Annotated in this window: 17 protein-coding genes and 4 pseudogenes; 8 read left to right on the top strand and 13 right to left on the bottom strand. The window is 57.9% G+C overall.

Annotated elements, in window-relative coordinates:
* Nucleotides 1-928: 928 nt before the first annotated feature.
* From HHJ16_RS15675 to HHJ16_RS15660, 4 genes and pseudogenes are all read right to left on the bottom strand, one after another.
* Nucleotides 929-1,552, bottom strand: a pseudogene (locus HHJ16_RS15675) (tyrosine-type recombinase/integrase).
* 233 nt (nucleotides 1,553-1,785) lie between these two features.
* A complete protein-coding gene (locus HHJ16_RS15670; protein WP_296902084.1) occupies nucleotides 1,786-2,637 on the bottom strand; it encodes a DUF6671 family protein in 852 nt (283 codons plus the stop codon).
* The gene (locus tag HHJ16_RS15665) at nucleotides 2,637-5,123 is read right to left on the bottom strand and encodes a YbcC family protein (protein ID WP_296902374.1); all 2,487 of its coding nucleotides are present in this window, start codon (nucleotides 5,121-5,123) and stop codon (nucleotides 2,637-2,639) included. Before HHJ16_RS15665 ends, HHJ16_RS15670 begins: the two co-directional genes overlap by 1 nt.
* Before the next feature lie 87 nt (nucleotides 5,124-5,210).
* Nucleotides 5,211-6,773 (bottom strand): NADH-quinone oxidoreductase subunit L, encoded by a 1,563-nt coding sequence (locus HHJ16_RS15660; RefSeq protein WP_296902082.1) that lies wholly within the window; start codon nucleotides 6,771-6,773, stop codon nucleotides 5,211-5,213.
* Between the two features lie 96 nt (nucleotides 6,774-6,869).
* Here HHJ16_RS15660 and HHJ16_RS15655 point away from each other — a divergent pair, with 96 nt between their 5' ends.
* Nucleotides 6,870-7,787, top strand: coding sequence for a LysR substrate-binding domain-containing protein (locus tag HHJ16_RS15655; RefSeq protein WP_296902080.1), 918 nt, complete (start codon nucleotides 6,870-6,872; stop codon nucleotides 7,785-7,787).
* Nucleotides 7,788-8,329: 542 nt separating this feature from the next.
* On the opposite strand, the gene HHJ16_RS15650 is transcribed toward HHJ16_RS15655, so the two are convergent.
* From HHJ16_RS15650 to HHJ16_RS15625, 6 genes are all read right to left on the bottom strand, one after another.
* Nucleotides 8,330-8,809: a VOC family protein gene (locus HHJ16_RS15650; protein ID WP_296902078.1), complete on the bottom strand. Its 480-nt coding sequence runs from the start codon at nucleotides 8,807-8,809 to the stop codon at nucleotides 8,330-8,332.
* 160 nt (nucleotides 8,810-8,969) lie between these two features.
* Nucleotides 8,970-9,317: a YciI family protein gene (locus HHJ16_RS15645; protein WP_296902077.1), complete on the bottom strand. Its 348-nt coding sequence runs from the start codon at nucleotides 9,315-9,317 to the stop codon at nucleotides 8,970-8,972.
* A 49-nt stretch (nucleotides 9,318-9,366) separates the two neighbouring features.
* A complete protein-coding gene (locus tag HHJ16_RS15640) occupies nucleotides 9,367-10,071 on the bottom strand; it encodes a DUF899 family protein (RefSeq protein WP_296902075.1) in 705 nt (234 codons plus the stop codon).
* Nucleotides 10,072-10,084: 13 nt separating this feature from the next.
* Entirely contained in the window at nucleotides 10,085-10,501 is a 417-nt protein-coding gene (locus HHJ16_RS15635; RefSeq protein WP_296902073.1) for a VOC family protein, read from the bottom strand.
* 54 nt (nucleotides 10,502-10,555) lie between these two features.
* The gene (locus tag HHJ16_RS15630) at nucleotides 10,556-10,906 is read right to left on the bottom strand and encodes a DUF1428 domain-containing protein (protein WP_296902071.1); all 351 of its coding nucleotides are present in this window, start codon (nucleotides 10,904-10,906) and stop codon (nucleotides 10,556-10,558) included.
* Nucleotides 10,907-11,526: 620 nt separating this feature from the next.
* Nucleotides 11,527-11,766 (bottom strand): ATP-binding protein, encoded by a 240-nt coding sequence (locus tag HHJ16_RS15625; protein WP_296902373.1) that lies wholly within the window; start codon nucleotides 11,764-11,766, stop codon nucleotides 11,527-11,529.
* Nucleotides 11,767-11,841: 75 nt separating this feature from the next.
* Between HHJ16_RS15625 and HHJ16_RS15620 the strand changes: the two genes are divergently transcribed.
* Nucleotides 11,842-12,537 (top strand): alpha/beta hydrolase, encoded by a 696-nt coding sequence (locus tag HHJ16_RS15620; protein WP_296902069.1) that lies wholly within the window; start codon nucleotides 11,842-11,844, stop codon nucleotides 12,535-12,537.
* 122 nt (nucleotides 12,538-12,659) lie between these two features.
* Here HHJ16_RS15620 and HHJ16_RS15615 read toward each other — a convergent pair.
* Nucleotides 12,660-13,325: pseudogene (locus HHJ16_RS15615) on the bottom strand (IS6 family transposase).
* A gap of 198 nt (nucleotides 13,326-13,523) precedes the next feature.
* Between HHJ16_RS15615 and HHJ16_RS15610 the strand changes: the two are divergent.
* From HHJ16_RS15610 to HHJ16_RS15585, 6 genes and pseudogenes are all read left to right on the top strand, one after another.
* The gene (locus tag HHJ16_RS15610) at nucleotides 13,524-14,363 is read left to right on the top strand and encodes a methyltransferase domain-containing protein (RefSeq protein ID WP_296902067.1); all 840 of its coding nucleotides are present in this window, start codon (nucleotides 13,524-13,526) and stop codon (nucleotides 14,361-14,363) included.
* 243 nt (nucleotides 14,364-14,606) lie between these two features.
* The gene (locus tag HHJ16_RS15605; RefSeq protein ID WP_296902065.1) at nucleotides 14,607-14,999 is read left to right on the top strand and encodes a DUF3224 domain-containing protein; all 393 of its coding nucleotides are present in this window, start codon (nucleotides 14,607-14,609) and stop codon (nucleotides 14,997-14,999) included.
* Between the two features lie 74 nt (nucleotides 15,000-15,073).
* On the top strand, nucleotides 15,074-15,634 hold the full coding sequence (locus tag HHJ16_RS15600) for a dihydrofolate reductase family protein (RefSeq protein ID WP_296902064.1): 561 nt from the start codon (nucleotides 15,074-15,076) through the stop codon (nucleotides 15,632-15,634).
* Nucleotides 15,635-15,835: 201 nt separating this feature from the next.
* Nucleotides 15,836-16,264 (top strand): annotated as a pseudogene (locus HHJ16_RS15595) (GyrI-like domain-containing protein); the annotation flags it as partial.
* 51 nt (nucleotides 16,265-16,315) lie between these two features.
* Complete coding sequence (locus tag HHJ16_RS15590; protein WP_296902372.1) at nucleotides 16,316-16,978, top strand: dihydrofolate reductase family protein; 663 nt, start codon at nucleotides 16,316-16,318, stop codon at nucleotides 16,976-16,978.
* 62 nt (nucleotides 16,979-17,040) lie between these two features.
* Complete coding sequence (locus tag HHJ16_RS15585) at nucleotides 17,041-17,463, top strand: VOC family protein (RefSeq protein WP_296902062.1); 423 nt, start codon at nucleotides 17,041-17,043, stop codon at nucleotides 17,461-17,463.
* Between the two features lie 79 nt (nucleotides 17,464-17,542).
* Here the strand turns inward: HHJ16_RS15585 and HHJ16_RS16935 are convergent, their stop codons facing one another.
* Together HHJ16_RS16935 and HHJ16_RS15580 are read right to left on the bottom strand one after the other, a co-directional pair.
* Nucleotides 17,543-17,719 carry an IS3 family transposase gene (locus tag HHJ16_RS16935; protein WP_366557503.1) on the bottom strand — a complete coding sequence of 59 codons (177 nt, stop codon included), beginning with the start codon at nucleotides 17,717-17,719 and terminating at the stop codon, nucleotides 17,543-17,545.
* Between the two features lies 1 nt (nucleotide 17,720).
* A pseudogene (locus tag HHJ16_RS15580) lies at nucleotides 17,721-18,416 on the bottom strand (IS3 family transposase); the annotation flags it as partial.
* Between the last annotated feature and the right edge of the window lie 21 nt (nucleotides 18,417-18,437).

Raw genomic sequence — 18,437 nt, 5'->3', positions numbered from 1 at the left:
TTTCTCTCTTTGGCGTTGCAAGCCAACAACTTATGCGTATTTACACTGATTGACTTTGCTCGGACGTTTCCGAAGTCAACGCAAATCCCGCTGTCACTTGTGGTGAACACATCACTGGCGGTATTCACGTTCTAGGGATGTAGCTGGCTCATGAAGGGTTGCTTATCGACTGTAGGCACGAATGAATCGCCCCGGGGCGATTCATGCCCAGCTCCGATTGTTTGATCGCAAACGCGATCTGCTCCTCTGAAAACCTACTTACTTTCATGACATACTCTCTTTCCCACAGAGTGAAATTCAGGCCGGAATTTTCTACTTTTTGTTGGTACAGATTTCTGGGGTAGGGTCATGCTTACGCGCCTGCCGACGCAACCGGCAAACCGCATTGATGAGCTCCATCCTCATGGGTGATTTGCGACCACCTGAACGACTACTCTTCATACAGCTGTATAGACTTGTCCGCGCGTCAAAACGGGATGCCCGGACGCTTACCTTTGCTGAGTTTTTCGGTAATGATGGCAGTAATACGACTGGTGGGAACGCCACTTTGTGGAGGTGAACAGGACTTCCACATACCTGTCATCCGCGTGCGACCGCAACTGGCCGATTGCCGGTGCTGCGGTCATCGAAATGCTCGCCACATTGCTGACGGTCAAGTTGCTTGTTCCAATGTCGGGGTTGGAGCGAGCAGTTCCGGAGGTCGACTGGCTCTTCTTAGTCTTAAAGAGTCGAATAGTGTGAAATTTTGAGTAGCAGTTTATCCATCATCCATCGCAATTTCACACGTCGGACTGGCTTCCCCAAAGCTGACCATCAGCGGCTGCGGGCAACCAGCACCGAGCCTTTCGAATCAGGCGCTCGCCCGAAGCAGCCAAGATTGCCGAGGGAAGCGCTATGTTTTTTTCGCCAATCGTGCGGCGCCGGTGCGTCAAGCCTCTGTGTCCTCTGCCGTCTCCAGCGCGTCATCAACGTCGATGCCCAGGTACCGAACTGTGCTTTCAATTTTGGCGTGACCAAGTAAGAGTTGTACGGCGCGCAGGTTTTTGGTTCGCCGGTAGATAAGCGATGCCTTGGTGCGCCTCATGGAATGAGTTCCGTAAGCAGCCGGGTCAAGGCCGATCTGCCGCACCCAGCTGTCCACAATGCGTGCGTACTGACGCGTTCCCAGATGCAGGGATTCATGGATTCGACTTGGAAATGGAAAATCTTCAAATCGCAGCTTGGCCTCTTTGATCCATGCACCCACCGCTTCCCGGGTTTACTCCGTAATCTCGAATTGCACGGGCCGGGCGGTTTTTTGCTACATGATGATGGCGCGCGCAGCAATCCGGTCACCATGACAGATGTCGCGAACCTTGAGCTTGACCAGATCGCAGGCCCGCAGCTTGCTGTCGAGCCCCAAGTCGAACATGGCCAGCTCCCTGACCCGATGTTCGACTTGCAATCGCACGCGAATGGCCCAGATTTCCTTCAGTTTGAATGGAGCCTTTTGGCCTACCAGCTTGCCCTTGTTACACGGTTCCTGGCCGGACATATTGGACGATTCTTTCATCATGAACTCCTTGCAGTTGAAAGGAATTCAACTCTCCTGCTCTTTGACCGAAAGGGCCAGCGTGATCGTCAGCTCTGGAGCAAGCAGTTTGGAATTTCAAATCATCATCAACAATGGCAAGCGGCCACCCAGGCCACCCGAATGTCGGACTCTTTAAGACTGTGAGCGGTAGTAGCCAGTTGCGAAACGCTCTTTCCAAAGCTGACACTCAAGTCCATCAAGGAATCAAGGAATCAAGGATTGCAGCTTGCACAATGCTTGGGATCTGCCGCGTCACAGTCTGTTCTCGGTTGCACTGACCTGTGCGGGCAGCGCAGACATGTCCACACCGCATTACGATAGCTGGATGTCGGTAGGCCGCAGGCTGCACAAGGAAGGCCAGTCTGTCTCTCGGTCACCCAATAGCCGGGGGTTTTGCAGGCGGGGCAACAAGACTGTAAGCGCTGAAGCAGGTCGCGCGCCGCCTGTTCGATGTTCTGCATTCGACTTGGGTTTGCGAATGCCCTAAGGTCCGTCTCGACAAAGACCTGCCGGTTGCTTGACTCAGCAATGCAATCGAGGAAACAGGACTTCAGCCGAGCCCAGTCGGCAACGCCTTTGTAGATGCGCAAGTCGTCTTGGCCATTAGGACGCAACACCAATTGATGCTGCGGAAAACCCTCACTCACAGCAAAGGTTTCGATTGCACCCCAGTCACTGGTCTGTAAATGACCGCTGCGAGCGGTGCCCTGAGCAATACCCACGACCTCCAAACCCATTTGGTCATCGATCCATATCAGCAGTTCCACATTCCACGGAAACATTCCCGAGAAAGGATCTGGGCCAAAACTTCCTTCACTGGCCATGCCGACTGACAAACCCGACAAAACTATGCCTTTGCGGGCCTTTCGCCTTGCAGCTTCGAGCTGCGTACCGGGGCGCGATACGTCCCGCGTAAACGTACCGAGTTGGTCCGTGTCGAAACCAGTAACATGCTCGACGACGCAGCCGAGATGCGGCTCCAGAGCCGGTGCAATGACTTGCTCTTTACCGTGCTGTGTCAGCAAAGCGACTTTTCGACCTTGGTATGCAGAAATTTGGGGCATCAAATTGGCTCCAGCACTACAGGGTGCCAGTCGTCCAGTTCGTATTGCAGCAAGCCAGCCTGATCAAAGCGCCAGAGGTACAGCCATCCGTTATTCAACAACTGCTGCACGACAGCATGCTTGCGGATGACAGCTTCAATGGCCGTTTGGGGTGCATCGATGACGACCGTCAAACGCAGGGGTTCATGCATCCATCTCTTGCCATCATGGAGTGACTGGCGCGACAAGCCGATGCGCAGGTCACCCCCGTTGCCCTCGAACACCCCGATGTGCCCACCCACCACGTTGTGCAGCACCTTGTTGCCACTGCCCATGTGTAGAGGGTCGCAGGTAGAGGCGTTGTACTGCCAGTTGATCCAGTGGGTGACTAGCATCGGCGCGGTCATGAGCAGTTCCAGCACGCTGCCATCCGTGTCCTGGTTGGCGTCGTAGTCGTGCAAAAAGCTGCGTCCCCCCAGATCAACACCACGACTGCGTTCACGCGGGGCGATGACAAAGGCGGCATTGCCTGCCAAGCCCCATTCGGGGCGGGTTTGCGCGCCATCATTGGCGCGGATACGCAACTGGTCGAGAAGCGCGCTTGGGGCGGCGCCGGGGTCCAACCCCAGCTTTGGCGCCCGTTCGCGGCGCACCTGGTCCCCCCCGCTGGCGAATACGCTTTGCAACCGGTCCCAGCGTGCCCGCGCGGCGGGCGGCAGCAAGTCGAGGTCGAAGCCTTCGATTTCGTCTGTGGTGGTGTTGTGCAGAGCCGCAACAAATACGGTCTCTTGCGGAACGGCGATGCCCTGGCCCTGCAGGCCTTGGCGAACGGCGGCCTCATTGAGCAACAGGGCCAGGCTGCGGGCATTGACTTCACCGGTCTGGCCGCAGCAGGCGCCGCAGTCCAGCGCGGCCGCATGGGCGTTGTTAATGGATTGGCTGCCATGGCCTACCAGTAGCACCAGCGGTGCGAGTTTGCGGTCCAGGCCCATGGCGTGCAAAACTTTTGCAGCTACCGAGATTTTGGCGTCCACATTCAGGCCGGCAAGTTGGGGGCGGCACAGGGGCCGGTAGCGCACTGGCAGACCGTCCAGGTCATCGCGTGCCCTGGCCGCTTTGGCGGGGTTTAGCCATTGTCCGAGCTTGCCCAGGTAGCCAATGCCTGCGGCCTCTACAAAGGAAAATGCGGCACCGGGCCAGCGGCTTGCCGCCAGCCATTGGTCGGTCAAGCCAAAACGGTCCAGCCTGGCGCGGCGGGCATCGTTTTGCAAAGCAGCATCAGCACCCTGGGCAACTTGGATGCTGGAGACGATGGAGTCCGCGACCTCAGCGCCGGGCGCCAGCAGCCCGGGCAACTGCGGCCGCCGTGCTTGGGTGGCCAGCGGGGTGTAGGCGACGGGCAGGCCGAAGAATCCGGCAAACCCGATGGTCTGAATGGCAGGCCAGACAGATTCGAGTGCGCGGCGAATAGGCTCGCTGCGCACATCAATGCAGAACGCCGCCTGGACTTCAATGTCTTGCGCCGCTGCGCTGGCGCGTGTGGCACCGGTGAGTTTGTGCACCAGCGTTCGCTGGTACCCTACCTCCAACGCGACCTGCCAGACCTCGTCCACCAGCAGTGCGTCCTCAGCCTCCTTCAACAATGCAGGCGCACGGCTCCATTCCCTCTGCAGTGCTGTGAAGGCCGGGCTGTGTGTCGCATTGCCCTTGCATTCCAGCAGGATGGCGCTCCAAGCCAGCCGTATGGCCAGAAGCTCCCGCAAATGCGGGTCTTCGCCGCCGTCCAGACGTGCCTGCCAGCCCAGATAGGCACACCAGGATGCCCAGCCGTTGACGGTGAGAAGCACGGCTTCCAGATAGTCCGCCCACATCGCTTGCGGCAGACCCAAGCGCTGCAATACCGATCGCTCTGCGTCCTGTGGGGTGCGAGGCAGCGCCTGAAGCGCTTGGCCCAGTTTTGGCAGCCCCATCAACATGCCAATGCCATGGTCGTGCTGCAGTGTGTCAAGCCAGAACGCGTACAAGCCTTCAGAGCGCTCGGGTTGCCAGTCAGCTTGGTGTTCGTCGAAGTAGGCGGCGCAGGTCTGGCTCACCTGGTGGGTAATGGCCTGGCGCCAGGACAGCCGCGTATGGCGCTTGGGGTCGTTGTCCAGCACTTCGATCAGCAGCGGCAACTGAGCCACCTTGGGTGCCGTGTGCAATGTCTCCAGGCACTGGGCCTTGGTCAGGGCGGCCACGCTGCCGGACACCTTGGCCAAGGCATGCTCCAGATCGGCTGCGCTAATGCGGCCCGCGTCCCAGGCCTGTCGCTGGCTCTGGCGTGTGGGGAACACCTGGATGCCCCCCAAGACTGCCATGCGGGCCGCAACCTGGCGCACCGGCATGCCGATGCGTGACCAATGCGGGTTCACGGCGATGGCGCGGTCCAGCGGCCAGGCCGGTGCAATGGTCTGGCAAGCTTGCGCGCAGGCGGCTTGAATCTGGCCTTCCCAGTCGGGGATACCCATAGCCAATGGGGTGATCGGACTCGCCGGTTCTTGCGTTGGCTCGGCGGTGATGGTTAATGTGTCCATGGCGTTTTCCTCGTGTTCGGTTTAGGGGCGGGCGTCGGCGGCAACGGCAGGCGCTGGCGCGCTGGCTGTGTTGTGTGCTTGCGGGGTCCACTGGCCGGGCCATAGCGTCAGGGCCAGGCGGGTGTACGCCTCGTCAACATAAAAGCCCGCATAGCTCCACCGCCGCCAGGCGCGCAGTGATTGCGGACGCAGCTGCAGTACGACCAGGCACAGGTACAGCGCCGCCATGCCCAGCAGTGAGACCAGACCCAGTGTCTGGTGGGGCAGGTCCTGGATGCCCAATGGCAGGGTATGTGCAAAAAGGGCGGCCAATGTCAAACCGGCGATCATCAGCAGACCTGAGAGAACGTGCAAGAAAATCTCACGGGTACCGGTGCGCTGGGCAGACAGCCACAGCAAGGGCGCCCATGCCAGACCCATCACGGCGCTCCACCACCAGGGCCAGGCTGCCGCAGAGATCACACCCTGGATCAATAACACTGTGCCCACCGCCAGGGCTGGGGCCAGCAGCAGACTGAGCGGTGCGGGCGAGGTGGTCCCTCGCATAAACTGCAAGCGGGTCTCGCGCACCACCGTGGAGGCGGACAAAAACGCATGTGTCTTGTAAAGCGAGTGCCCGATCAGGTGCAAGGCTGCGAGGGTGTACAGGCCCAGACCGCATTCCAGTACCATGAACCCCATTTGCGCTACGGTGGACCAGGCCAGTCGCACCTTGATGCTGATGCGGGTCAGCATCACCAAGCCAGCCAGCACTGCGGTGCCAAGGCCGAAGGCTATCAGCAGCGAGCGCGCCGCGGTGGCCTGCTCCAAAAGCGGCGCAAAGCGGATCAGCACAAAGCCGCCCAGGTTCACCACACCGGCATGCAGCAGGGCAGATACCGGGGTTGGTGCCTCCATCACCTGAATCAACCAGCCATGCACCGGCAACAAAGCCGTGCGAAGGATAACGGCCAACACCAGGCCCACCGCACTGAGCTGTAGGCCCGTGGACATGCCTTCGCGCCCGATGTGGCCCCCCAAATCGGAGATAGAGCCGCTACCCACCTGGCTCCAGGCCAGAGCCGCAGCGCCCAGTAGAAAGATGTCTGCAATCCGGTCGGCGATGCGTTTTTTGTAGGCTGCCAACAGGGCAAAGGGCCGATCCGGGTAGAAGCACAGCAGGTGCTGCAGTGCCACACCCACAAGAGCCCAGGCAGCGATCAACACCGCCCAGTGGTCGGCCAGCAACAAGAGATGCACAGTGGCTAAAACGCCTGCCAGCGCTGCCATGTAGCGCCGCTGGCGACGCTCGCCTTCTAGGTAGCGGGACGAAAACACTGCAATTACGGTGCCCAGCAACTGCACCAGCACCGCCAGACCGGTACCCAGGCGTGTGGGTCGCAACCAGGGCAGAAAACTCTGTAAGTTTGCGGCCATGAATACAGCAAGCACCGTGAAGACCAGGGCCACCACGGACAGCATAGTGAGGTTGCGCCAGAACCCGTCGGTGGACGCACCCTGGCGCTGTGGTGGCAGCATGGCTAGCAGCATCAAAGCGCCTGGAGCGCAAACACTGACCATCGAAACAATTTCAAGCACAGTCATGAAAACCCCTTGGAGAGAACTGGGCGCAATGGTGCAGTGCTTCTATTGTTCTGTAAAATACATTGATAGTAACAATATATTCTGTAAAATAGATCAATGAACCTTGAGCAACTGAATTTTCACCACTTGTTTTACTTCTGGCGGGTCGCTAAGCTGGGCCACCTGACCCGCGCGGCGGAGGATTTACATACCTCGCAGTCGGCACTGTCGGCCCAAATCCGCCAACTGGAAGACCGCATCGGTGAGGACCTGTTTTCCCGCGAAGGACGCCGCCTGGTGCTGACGGATACCGGCCAACTGGTGCTCTCTTATGCCGAGAACATCTTTGGCCTGGGGCAGGAAATGCTGGGCCGATTGCAGGGGCAGAGTCAGGGCATTACGCGGCTGCGCGTCGGCAGCATGGCCACCCTGTCACGCAATTACCAGGAGAACTGGATACGCCCCCTGCTCTCCGACCCGTCCGTTGTGCTGACGTTGGAGTCGGGCCTGCTGGAGGGCTTGCTAGTGCGCCTGGTGCAGCACCAGCTGGACGTGGTGTTGGCCAACGAAACCGTGCCCTCCGATCCCGAGCGCCCTTTGCACTGCCGCTTTCTGGGCAGTCAGGCCGTCTCGCTGGTTGGTCCTAGCCACATTTGGAAAGCGCACAGTTTGCGCCTGCCCGAAGATCTGCAGGGTGTGGACCTGGCCGTGCCGGGACCACGGCACGCCGTGCGCGCCCAGTTTGATGCGCTGTGTGCTTCTGCGGGTGTCACACCGCGCCTTCGTGCCGAAGTGGATGACATGGCCATGCTGCGCTTGATTGCGCGCGACAGTGGGTGGCTCACCGTATTGCCTGATGTGGTGGTGCAGGACGAGCTGCGTTCTGGCAGTCTGGTGGCTGTAGGTCAGTCCCCACAGTTGCAGGAACAGTTCTATGCCATCACCACACCACACCGGCATAGGACACACATTGTGGATCGCCTGCTTTCTCTATCGCCGAAGAATCCCTTGTCCGATGGGTCGGAACCGTGTTGATCAACCAGACTTCCGGTCGCGCGCAATGGGGCAGGCAAGTAGCGAATGCGCCGCTTGTATGTCAACACCGCCTGCACCAGGCACCGCGACTTTGGCGCACTGGCTACGAACTTTTCACTGTATTTTTTCGGCAATATTTAACGAAAATTCCAGTCGAACCTACTTTAAGTGGACTGCCAGAAAGCGGGTATTCGCCACAGTCGGGTATCGCTGCACAACCGAAGGACACCGCGCTCGATACCTGACTTTCAGTTCTGAAGGTCAGCTTCGGAGAACGCTCACCGGCTTTAGCAGACTATTTGCGGGTACTCAGATCGGTCTGCTTTACGGCAGTTCATTTCAACCCCGCGTAGCCGCCGGTCATCGCCTACGGCATCGCGCCCATTGCTGTCAGCCAAGCTTGGCGAAACCTGCCCACTCCATATCGCGCATCGTGCGTGGCTTTCAAGAAGCGCGTGAATCTGGCGGCAAAGGATTAAGAAGAGCGCATCAGCAACGTCGTCGCTGCGTGAGTTGGCGTACGAAAATCTTCGGGTTCGTCGTCAGCCAGTCTGGGCAGCTTCGATTGCAGCGATGTCGATTTTAGTCATCTGCATCATCGCATCGAAGGCCCGCTTCGCCGCTGCGGGGTCAGGGTCCGTGATCGCGGTGATCAAGGCGCGCGGGGTGATCTGCCACGACAGCCCCCACTGGTCCTTGCACCATCCGCAAGCGCCGGCCTGGCCGCCGTGGCTAATGATCGCGTGCCACAGGCGGTCCGTCTCAGCCTGGTCGTCGGTGGCTACTTGGAACGAAAAAGCCTCGCTGTGTTTGAAGGCCGGCCCTCCGTTGAGCCCCAGACAGGCAATACCCATCACTGTGAATTCAACAGTCAGGATATCGCCGCGCTTGCCCGAGGGCGAGTCGCCGGGCGCTCGATGTATCGCACCCACCTGGCTGTTTGTGAATGTCTTCGCGTAGAACCGCGCAGCATCCACGGCGTGGCCGTCAAACCAGAGGCATATCGCATTTTTACTTTTCATGTTTGCCTTCCTGGGCGGTTAAATGGTGGTGGGACGAGCGGTCATCGAGTCAACAATCAATGGCGTCGCGAGCGCGGCACAGACTCCTTCAAGAAGGCGAGCGCGTCGTTCGTATGCGATGTGCGTCGTAACATCCCACACGTCAGCGGCTGTCAACCATTCATATGGGCCTGATCTCGATTTCCGACGGCACGGGCATCGGGTTCGGGCATCGCTTGACCCACGCTACCGCATCTTCTATCGATGGCAACTCCCAGAGCCAATATCCCGCGACGAGATCCCCCGTGAACGGCCCGTCAACGACAGTGCGCGCCGTCCCGTCGAAGCGCACGCGCTTTCCCTCGCGGCTCAGGCGCAGGCCGTCGCAGTCCTTCAAAACGCCAGCCTTTCTGAGTTCGTCGTTAAAGACCTCCATGGCGGCCATGGAATCCTTCATCTGCGAGTCGCTTATTGCCTGCAGGCGTGCCTCAAGGTCGGGGTTGGACTTGACGAGAATCATGAACTTCATGCTCAGCGCCTTTCAAGTGAGTTGAGCCGCAAGGCGGGGCTTAGAGGAGTCAACGTGTGGCGTAGCTCAAGCTCGGATACCAATCACCGCCACGCCCTTCGGGTGTGTTGTCAAGAATCGTCCAAAGCGGCATCAGGTCGGGCGCGCCGCGCGGATCCTGTCCCGGATCGGCCGTACCGCCGCCCATCTCGCCGCTCCAGAAATGGCGAATGCAGCCGTCGCGTCGGGTGAAAACATTGAACCCTGGCACGTCTGCGTCGTCGGCGCTGACGTAGTCGCGGGTGAAGTTTCCGTCAACGTCTGAGTAGAGCCGGAGGTGGTGCCAGCCGCGTTCCTTCTTGACCGCCAGCAGGCGTTCGATGGGCGAGCGAGCCATCATCACAAGCGCGATGTGTTGTTCGACATCGAGCGCTTCGCCGTCCCAGGCGGCCATCAGCGACGTGCACATCGGGCAAGGCCGCGCGCGCTTGGGCCCGTACATGTAGCTGTAGACCGCGAGCGTTTGCTTGTCGCCAAACAAACCGGAGAAGCTGACAGGACCGTTTTCGCCGACGAAAGCATAGTCCTGGGGCACGGTGCCACCCGCCGGCAAAGCGCGTCGCTGCGCTGCCACGCGCTCGATGTGGCGCCGAAGTTCGATTTCTTCGGCGAGGAGGGCATCGCGCGCATGTCGATAGTCGGCGCTTTCATTCGGAAAGCGCACGCCGTTGTGTCGTGCTAGGTCAATCGCGGACTTGAGTGGGGTCGTACCCATGGCTCTTACTGGCCTACGCCTTAGGCGCTGCAACATTCACCATCCAGGGCACCCCGAACTTGTCGGTCAGCATGCCGAAGGAGGATGTCCAAAAGGTCTTCGTCAGGGCCATGGTGACCTTCCCCCCTTCAACAAGTGCCGTGAACACGCGTTGGGCTTCGGCGTCGTCGTCAACCTCAATCGCGAGTGTCACCCCCTTGAACTCTGCAGGCGCGTTGCCCGGGCTGTCGTCGGCCATCAACAAAGTGTCGCCAATGCGGAAGGAGGCATTCATGACCTTCTCATCGAACCCCGGCGGCGCCTTCATGGTCGCGTCGGGGCACTCCTTCCATCGCATCAGTCCGGTGACGTCGGCGCCAATGGATTTCTTGTAGAACTCCAGCGCTTCTTCACAATGGCCGCGGTAGGAAATATAGGCTTGAACTTTCATGATTGGTTGCCTCTGCTGGGTGGTGTGATGATGCGTTGATTAAGTGCCGCGCTGTCAGACGTCGAGCAGCTGCTCGAAGCCGCCGTAGACCATCCGTTTACCGTCAAAAGGCATGGTGCCCAACGCCTTCATGCGCGGGTCGTTCATGAACTTCTGATTGCCTGCATCACGCGCCGCTTTGGATGGCCACTCGATCCATGAGAAGACAACAGTCTCGTCGCCCTCGGCTTTCACCGCGCGCTTGAAGTCGGTGACCTTGCCGTCAGGCAAGGCGTTGCCCCAGCTTTCCACAACGCGCGTGGCGCCAAATTCTTTCAACAAGGCGGCAGACTTGGTGGCCATGGTGCGATAGGCGTCTTTGTTGGCCTCTGTGACCGGAATCAGAAATCCGTCGATGTAGCGCATGGTGTTGATCCTTGGGCTTCGTTAAACAATGGTTTGGCCGTTCTGCCAAGCATCTCGCCAGGCTGCTAAATCTAAGCAGGGTGCTAATTGACCCGAGCATGAAATGCTCTGACCGCAAATCGGTCTTGCCCCGTTCATTCGAAGAACAGGCTGGAGCGTGAACGGGTCTTGTCCAAAGCGAGATGCGAGCCATACAGTTTTGTAGTTGAAAATGCGCTCTCGCGTCTGCTCGCCAGCGCACATAGCCGAGCCAATGACGTTCGAGCGGCGTCAAGCGGCCCACTCGACTTCAGTGCTCACAGTATTCGCACTTTTCCCAGACTCGCCTTAGGCGTCCGCTGACGGTTGGCAACGGCTGCTCATGAGCAGGCAGATCGAAAATTTCTAGGGCTGCTTCCGCTGCACAGGAGTCGTTCGCACTGTGCTCTTGACCCGTGTGTTTACGACTTCAGGAAACCATCTCCAAAATCCAACGCCCGGCGAACCCGCGTGGATGCTGGAGGCGTTGATCGTAGTTGTTGGCGCCGTTTGAATCTTGACAGTGCGGGGGTGCCGATTTTTCTTTGCCAAGGGGCTTGTCGCCAACGTTTAGTTGGTCGGCTGTGGATAGCTATAGTCTTTTACAGACTTGGCACCTCCTGATTTGTTGCTGTCTTTCTGAAGTGCTCTCGGGTCTGTATCCTTCCTTTTGCCTCCTTTGTGCTGTGCCGGAATCGGTATGACTCATTGCCCGTCTCGACGATGTGGCAGTGATGGGTAAGCCGATCAAGCAATGCAGTCGTCATCTTTGGTTCAATATAGAAAATATAATGCCATCGAAATTGAATGCGCACGTTAGTGTGAATTACGAAATTGACCAGCCTCTGCGCTGGAAGGAAATACAGAAAAAAATCAGCAAAACTGTATTGTCATTTGTTACGAGGAATAATTGAGCCATGAAGACGATCGTTATCCCGCCCCTCCTCTGCTCGCCTCTTGCCTACGTCCCAGTGCTAGACACGCTCTGGTCGCGAGGGCAAGTCACCATCGCAGACACACGCCGCGATAAAACCATCGCGGCCATGGCAGAACGACTCCTGCGGGAGAACACAGGCGACTTCGCTGTTCTCGGAACGAGTATGGGCGGGTACGTTGCCCTCGAGGTGATGCGGCAGGCACCCGAGCGCGTCACCGCACTCGCGCTCGTGAGCACATCCGCTCGGGCCGACACTGACGAGCAGAAAGTAGCCCGCGCTCGACAATCGGCCCTCGTTGAAGCAGGACAATTCACAACTCTGATCGATGCCGCCTTCCCCGGCGTGGTCGCGGCAGAGAACGAATCCGACGAAACACTTCTCGCCATCTGGCGGCAGATGACGACCCCGGTCGGCGCCGACGCGTTCCTCCGGCAACAGCAGGCTGTTATGAACCGAGCTGACCTGCGTTACATGCTGCCCGCGATTACCTGTCCGACCGCGATCATTCATGGCGCTGGCGATCGCCTCATTCCAATTGCTGCCGCCGAAGAATCAGCGGCAGCACTGACTACGGCCACCTACACGGTTATTAAAGACGCCGGGCACTTCCTGTTCCACGAACAACCCGCAGCAGCACGCGCCGCCATCGTCGCGTGGCTGGACCTAGCCGTCTGATCGATTGTTTCCCTGGCGCCCTAGGAACGATCGCTTAGGATCCTGAAGCGGCGTTCCGCCACGAAGGTTCAGTCGCGTTGCCAGTTGACGAACGTGTTTGGGTAGGAATGGATGCCAGTTCCTCAAACGTGACGAATTCCTCCTGCCAATGCATAAAATTGGTCAACAAAAGACCTCACGTTGTAGCCCTCCATCATGCGTTGTCCTTTGCGGATCATGTGCATGAGTTCGATGCTAGCCAGGACATTTTTGGCGGCTCGAAATGACTTGAAGTTGCGCATCGGTTTGGTGACTCGCTTTACTGCCCGGTGATCCTGCTCCACGATGTTGTTCAGGTATTTGACTTGCCTAACCACAATCGGGGTTTCCCGGCTGGCATTGACGCCATCAATTGCCGCTTTGTTGGCGCCGCTCTTGTCCATGGTGACCTTCTCGGGAGCACCGCTGGCCTTTATGGCCTTGTCGCGCCGGGCCGTCAGCACAAAGTCGACCGTCTTTCCCTCCTTGTCCACTGCGCGGTAAAGATATTTCCAGGCGCCTTTGACCTTGATGTACGTTTCATCCATGCGCCAACTCCCACCCACCGGGCGCTTGTGCTTGCGAAAGACTTTTTCAAGCAAGGGCAGAAACCGGATCGCCCAGCGGTTCATCGAGGAATGGTCGACAAACACACCTCGTTCGCGCATCATTTACTCGAGGTGGCGATAGCTCAACGGATACGCGGCATACCAGCGAATGCACGCCAGAATCACGTCAATTGGAAAGCGCATCCCTTTGGTCGCCAGCATCGCGTTCAAGCCTTTTCAGTCAAAACGCTCCGCATAGTCGTATGGGCGGCTTGACCGCCTATGCGACAGAACCATGGGGGGCAGGTCACCCCGTCCGTGTTACTTGAACGGGGTACAGTGAAGGCTCACGCTCCAATTGAGGCGCCGATTTTGGCGCGTCCCACTGCTCCGAACAAAACGAGCACAAGGAGAGTAGAGATGATGAAGAACCTGGAGATCAGTCGAGTCGTTCAGACACGCTACGGAAGCTTTGCGGAAGCGGCTGGTCGCGCAGCGACTTCATGTTGTAGCAAGCCGCCCACCAGCTCGTGCTGCGCGCCCCGACAAGCGCTCTATGACGAGTCAGAGCTTGCGCTGGTACCGGAGCTTGCGCGGAATCTCTCGCGGGGTTGTGGTAATCCTACCCACTTCGCCAAGTTGCAGCCGGGCGAGGTAGTGGTTGATTTCGGTTGCGGCGGCGGGACGGACTTGATTCTGGCGGCGCACAAAGTTGGCGAGCGAGGCAAAGTCATCGGGATCGACTTTGCTCAGCAAATGATTGAACAGGCTAAGGAGGCCGTGGCACAGGCAGGCTTGCACGACGAAATGATCGAGTTACGTCACGCGTCGTTGGACAACACGGCGCTCGCAAACGCTTGCGCTGATGTGCTAATTTCCAACTGTGTCATTAATTTATGCCCCGACAAAGACGCGGTTTATCTGGAAGCATTTCGCATCCTGAAACCGGGCGGACGACTGGCGATTTCAGACATTCTGTTGACCGAGCCGATTGCGGCAGACCTGCGAAATCGATTTCAATCAATTTCGGCGGGCTGCATAGGGGGAGCGATCCCAGAGGACGACTACTTGCGTACGTTAAAAAACGCAGGATTTGTGGCAGTTCTAATCGTGTCGCGTCATCCTCTCGTCGGCGTGGAATTGGACGACATGGCACGCTGCCCAGGCGAAGAATACACGCCGGCTCCGCTAAGCAAAGACCTGGATCAGGTCCGAGGCAAAGTGGAGAGCGTCAAGTTTACGGCTATCAAACCCTCCTAACCACAGCACGGAGGCCTGAAGTCGTAGCATGAAGTTGGTAAGCGAGGCGTGGCACGAGTTCACAGAGTGGATTGAAGCCAACGGGTACAAGACAGCAAACGATCTGTACGAATGCTATCTCGTCGGACCGAAGTCGAGCCACAATCCGGCTAATTGGCGCACTCAACTCAGCCGGTCGTTGGTCGAATCGAGGAAGCTGCATCGGACATCCAGAAGATATGCCACAAAAAAAAGGAAGAGCTTATGAAAATTACTGGAAAATTTGATGTCAATCTCAATCCCTTGGATTTTTATGCCCTCGGAGAAAGCGGGATAAAGCTCGGCAGAATGTCGATTGATAAAACCTTTCATGGCGATCTTGAGGCAACAAGCAAAGGCGAAATGCTGAGTGCAATGACCTCTGTCAAAGGCTCAGCTGGTTATGTGGCGATTGAGCAGGTAATCGGAACGCTATTAGGGAAGAAGGGCGGCTTTGTTTTACAACACTTTGGGACAATGGATAAAGGGAAAGATCGTCTAGTGATTGAGATTGTGCCGGACTCTGGAACTGAACAACTATCAGGACTAGCTGGGCGAATGGCTATCAAGATAGAAGCAGGTCAGCACTGCTATGAATTTGTGTATGAGTTGGCATAACAAGGCACTCAAGCAAGGACGTGCTGACGCACGCCGCTTAGCTTGGCGTTAACCGCTACGAGGAATTCGCAGTCATGGGGCTTTTGACTTTCAGCATCAACGTCACCCTCGACGGTTGCGTCGACCACCGGGAGGGGATCGCCGACGACGAGACACATGCCTTCTTCACCCGCCTCATGGACGAAGGCGGGGCGATGCTGTGGGGCCGCGTTACCTACGAGATGATGGAGAGCTACTGGCCGGCAGTCGCCCGAGGCGACGTGGAGGCACCGCCGGCGATCCGCGAGTGGGCGGTCAAGCTGGAGACTAAGCCGAAGTACGTGGTGTCGTCGACGCGAAAGGACTTTCGGTGGAACAATACCCACCACATCGCCGGTGACCTTCGCACGGAGGTGCAGAAACTGAAGGACGCGACTCCGGCCGGTGTGCTCCTTGGTAGCGGCAAGCTCGCGACCGAGCTGGATCGGCTGGATTTGATCGACGAGTACATGTTCCTCGTCCACCCCAGGATCGCCGGCCACGGCCCGACCTTGTACCAGAGTGGGCTGCCTAGTACGCGACGGCTCGATCTAGTCTCCGCGAAGCCTCTCCGCAGCGGCGCGGTTGCCATGCACTACCGGCGCGAGCGCGGCTAACAATTAAATTATTTTCAGTAATTTGACATCGCGCGCGCGAACGGCAGTGATCGTGAAGACAACAACCATTTTTAGGGGGCACAAACAAATGAATACATCGGGGCAAAACACCATGCAAGCCCGCATGAAGAACCCTGCAGTCATCGCTCCGGACGCGAACCGCCTCGAAATATTGTTACCAGCATTCACCGGAGAACCTACATGATTGAACAACCGCAGGTCGTCGAGACGACAGCTCAACAGGTCGCCACCATTCACATCGAGACGCCGCGCTCTGAGATGCAGCACGTTATGGGGCCGGCCATCGCCGAGGCGATGGCCGCTGCAAAGGCGCAAGGCATCGGTCCGACAGGACCGTGGTTTGCGCATCACCTGAAGATAACGCCGGAGTCATTCGATTTCGACATCTGCATCCCAGTGTCGGCACCCGTCACTGCCGTCGGCCGCGTGAAGCCTTGGCAGCGGCCTGCGCTAAAAGTAGTGCGCACCGTCTATCACGGTCCCTACGAGGGGCTAGGCGAAGCGTGGCACGAGTTTAGCGGGTGGACGGAAGCCAACGGATACGAAACGGCGAGCGATCTGTACGAGTGCTATCTCGTCGGACCGGAATCGAGCCCCAATCCGGCCGATTGGCGCACCGAATTCAGTCGATCGTTGGTTGAACAAAAGGAAGGCATGAAAATGACACGCGTCCGAGTTGCGAGCTTCACCATTTCTCTTGACGGATACGGAGCTGGTCCGAATCAAGACATCAACAATCCACTCGGCATTGGCGGGACAGATTTGCCCCAGTGGTTATTCCCGACACGCACGTTCCAACGGAACGTATTAGGCGCCGACGGTGGCACATCGGGGATCGATGACGACTTCGCTGCGCAGGGCTTCAAGAATGTTGGCGCCTGGATTCTCGGGAGAAACATGTTCGGACCGATTCGCGGTTCCTGGCCCGACATGAACTGGAAAGGCTGGTGGGGGAACAACCCACCCTATCACGTTCCAGCTTTCATCTTGACTCATCACGCGCGCGCGCCCATCCAGATGGAAGGTGGGACGACATTCCACTTCGTCACGGGTGGTATTCACGAGGCGCTTGACCGGGCGCGCGAGGCAGCCAACGGCATGGATGTGCGCATTGGCGGCGGAACTAACACTATCCAGCAATATCTTCATGCGGGCCTCATTAATGAACTGCACGTCGCTATATCGCCGGTCCTGCTGGGCGGGGGAGAGCGACTGTTCGAGGGGATTGACATGCGCGCTTTGGGATACGAATGCGTTCAGTTCGTTGCGTCGGAGAAAGCCACCCATGTTGTACTCCGGCGCCAAGGGCACGATGACGCCTAACTCAAACGTTGAAACTCAAACAACCGAGCCATCATGTCCTCATCGCACGAAAGGGCCATTCCATGAAACCACGCGTCACAGTTATCACTCTCTGCGTTGACGACTTGGAACGGGCAGTACATTTCTACCGCGATGGCCTCGGCCTACCAACGCAGGGCATCATCGGCAAAGAATTCGACTATGGAGCTGTTGCCTTCTTTGATTTACAGTCCGGCTTGAAACTCGCAATTTGGCCGCGCAAGAGCCTCGCTCACGATGCGGGAATTCCAATAGGTAATCCAAGCCCCACCGAACTCTCTCTCGGTCATAACGTCTCATCTACAGCCGAAGTTGATGCCGTTATGGAGCAGGCAAAGAGTGCGGGTGCAGTTATCGTCAAGCCAGCACAGAAAACCTTTTGGGGTGGTTACGCCGGCTATTTTCAAGACCCGGATCGTCATCTCTGGGAGGTCGTGTGGAACCCACAGTTGTTGCCCGTAGAGTGAGGCTCAACCCGGCAGTGGAGAAGGACGCTTCGCCGCAAGGCCGCTCTCTCTGGACTTCACCCGCTTCCGTAGACATAAATCAACTTCCAGTTCGAAGTTGCTCGAATGCCAGCGGGCTCAGTTGGTCTAGGTGACTATGCCTGCGGACTCGATTGTAGAAACCCTCAATGTAATCAAATACGTCTGACTTGGCCTCCTGCCTGGTGGCGTAGATATGACGTTTGATTTGCTCCTTCTTCAGGCTGCTGAAGAACAATTTAGCAACCGCATTGATGCTCCCAACAGTTTCCCCGGCGGCTCATGCTGGGCACGAGTTGGTTGTCCTTGCACCAACGACTGAAGTCATCACTACCGAACTGGCTGCCCTGGTCGGAGTGAATCATCACCGGGGTCTTGGGCCGCCTACGCCAGACAGCCATCATCAGGGCATCAAGCACCAGTTCCGTGGTCATGGTGGAATTCATCGACCAGCCGACAACTGCCCGAGAGTAAAGGTCAATCACCACCGTCAAGTACAACCAGCCTTCATGAGTTCGGATATAGGTGATATCCGTTACCCAAACCTGGTCTGGCAGAGCTACCGTGAATTCCCGTTGCAATCGGTTGGGGGCGGTAGTCGCTGGCATTCCAACTCTAAAGCGTGGACGCTTGTAGCCACGCACCGAGCGCAGTTGGGCTTTGCGCATCAGTCGAGCAATGCGTTTTTCTCCACATAACACGCTATCTTCACGTAAATCACAATGCACGCGTGGACTGCCGTAAATGCTTCGGCTTTCTTCGAAGGATTGCTTTATCAGCACCAGCAAAGCTTCATCGGCCAGGGTACGCTTTGACTTTGGTTTGGCCTGCCAGGCGTAATAGCCACTCCGCTGCGCCCGCAGCACTCGGCACATGCTGTGCAGGCGAAACTGGTCTTTATGCTTGGCCATGAATGCGTACTTCACCCGGACAGCTTGGCAAAGTACGTGGCCTTG

It is taken from the genome of Polaromonas sp., from assembly GCF_012927485.1.
GTDB lineage: Bacteria > Pseudomonadota > Gammaproteobacteria > Burkholderiales > Burkholderiaceae_C > Polaromonas.
Note: the sequence above shows the minus strand (reverse complement) of the source record. Positions and strands in the feature narration are given on the sequence as shown.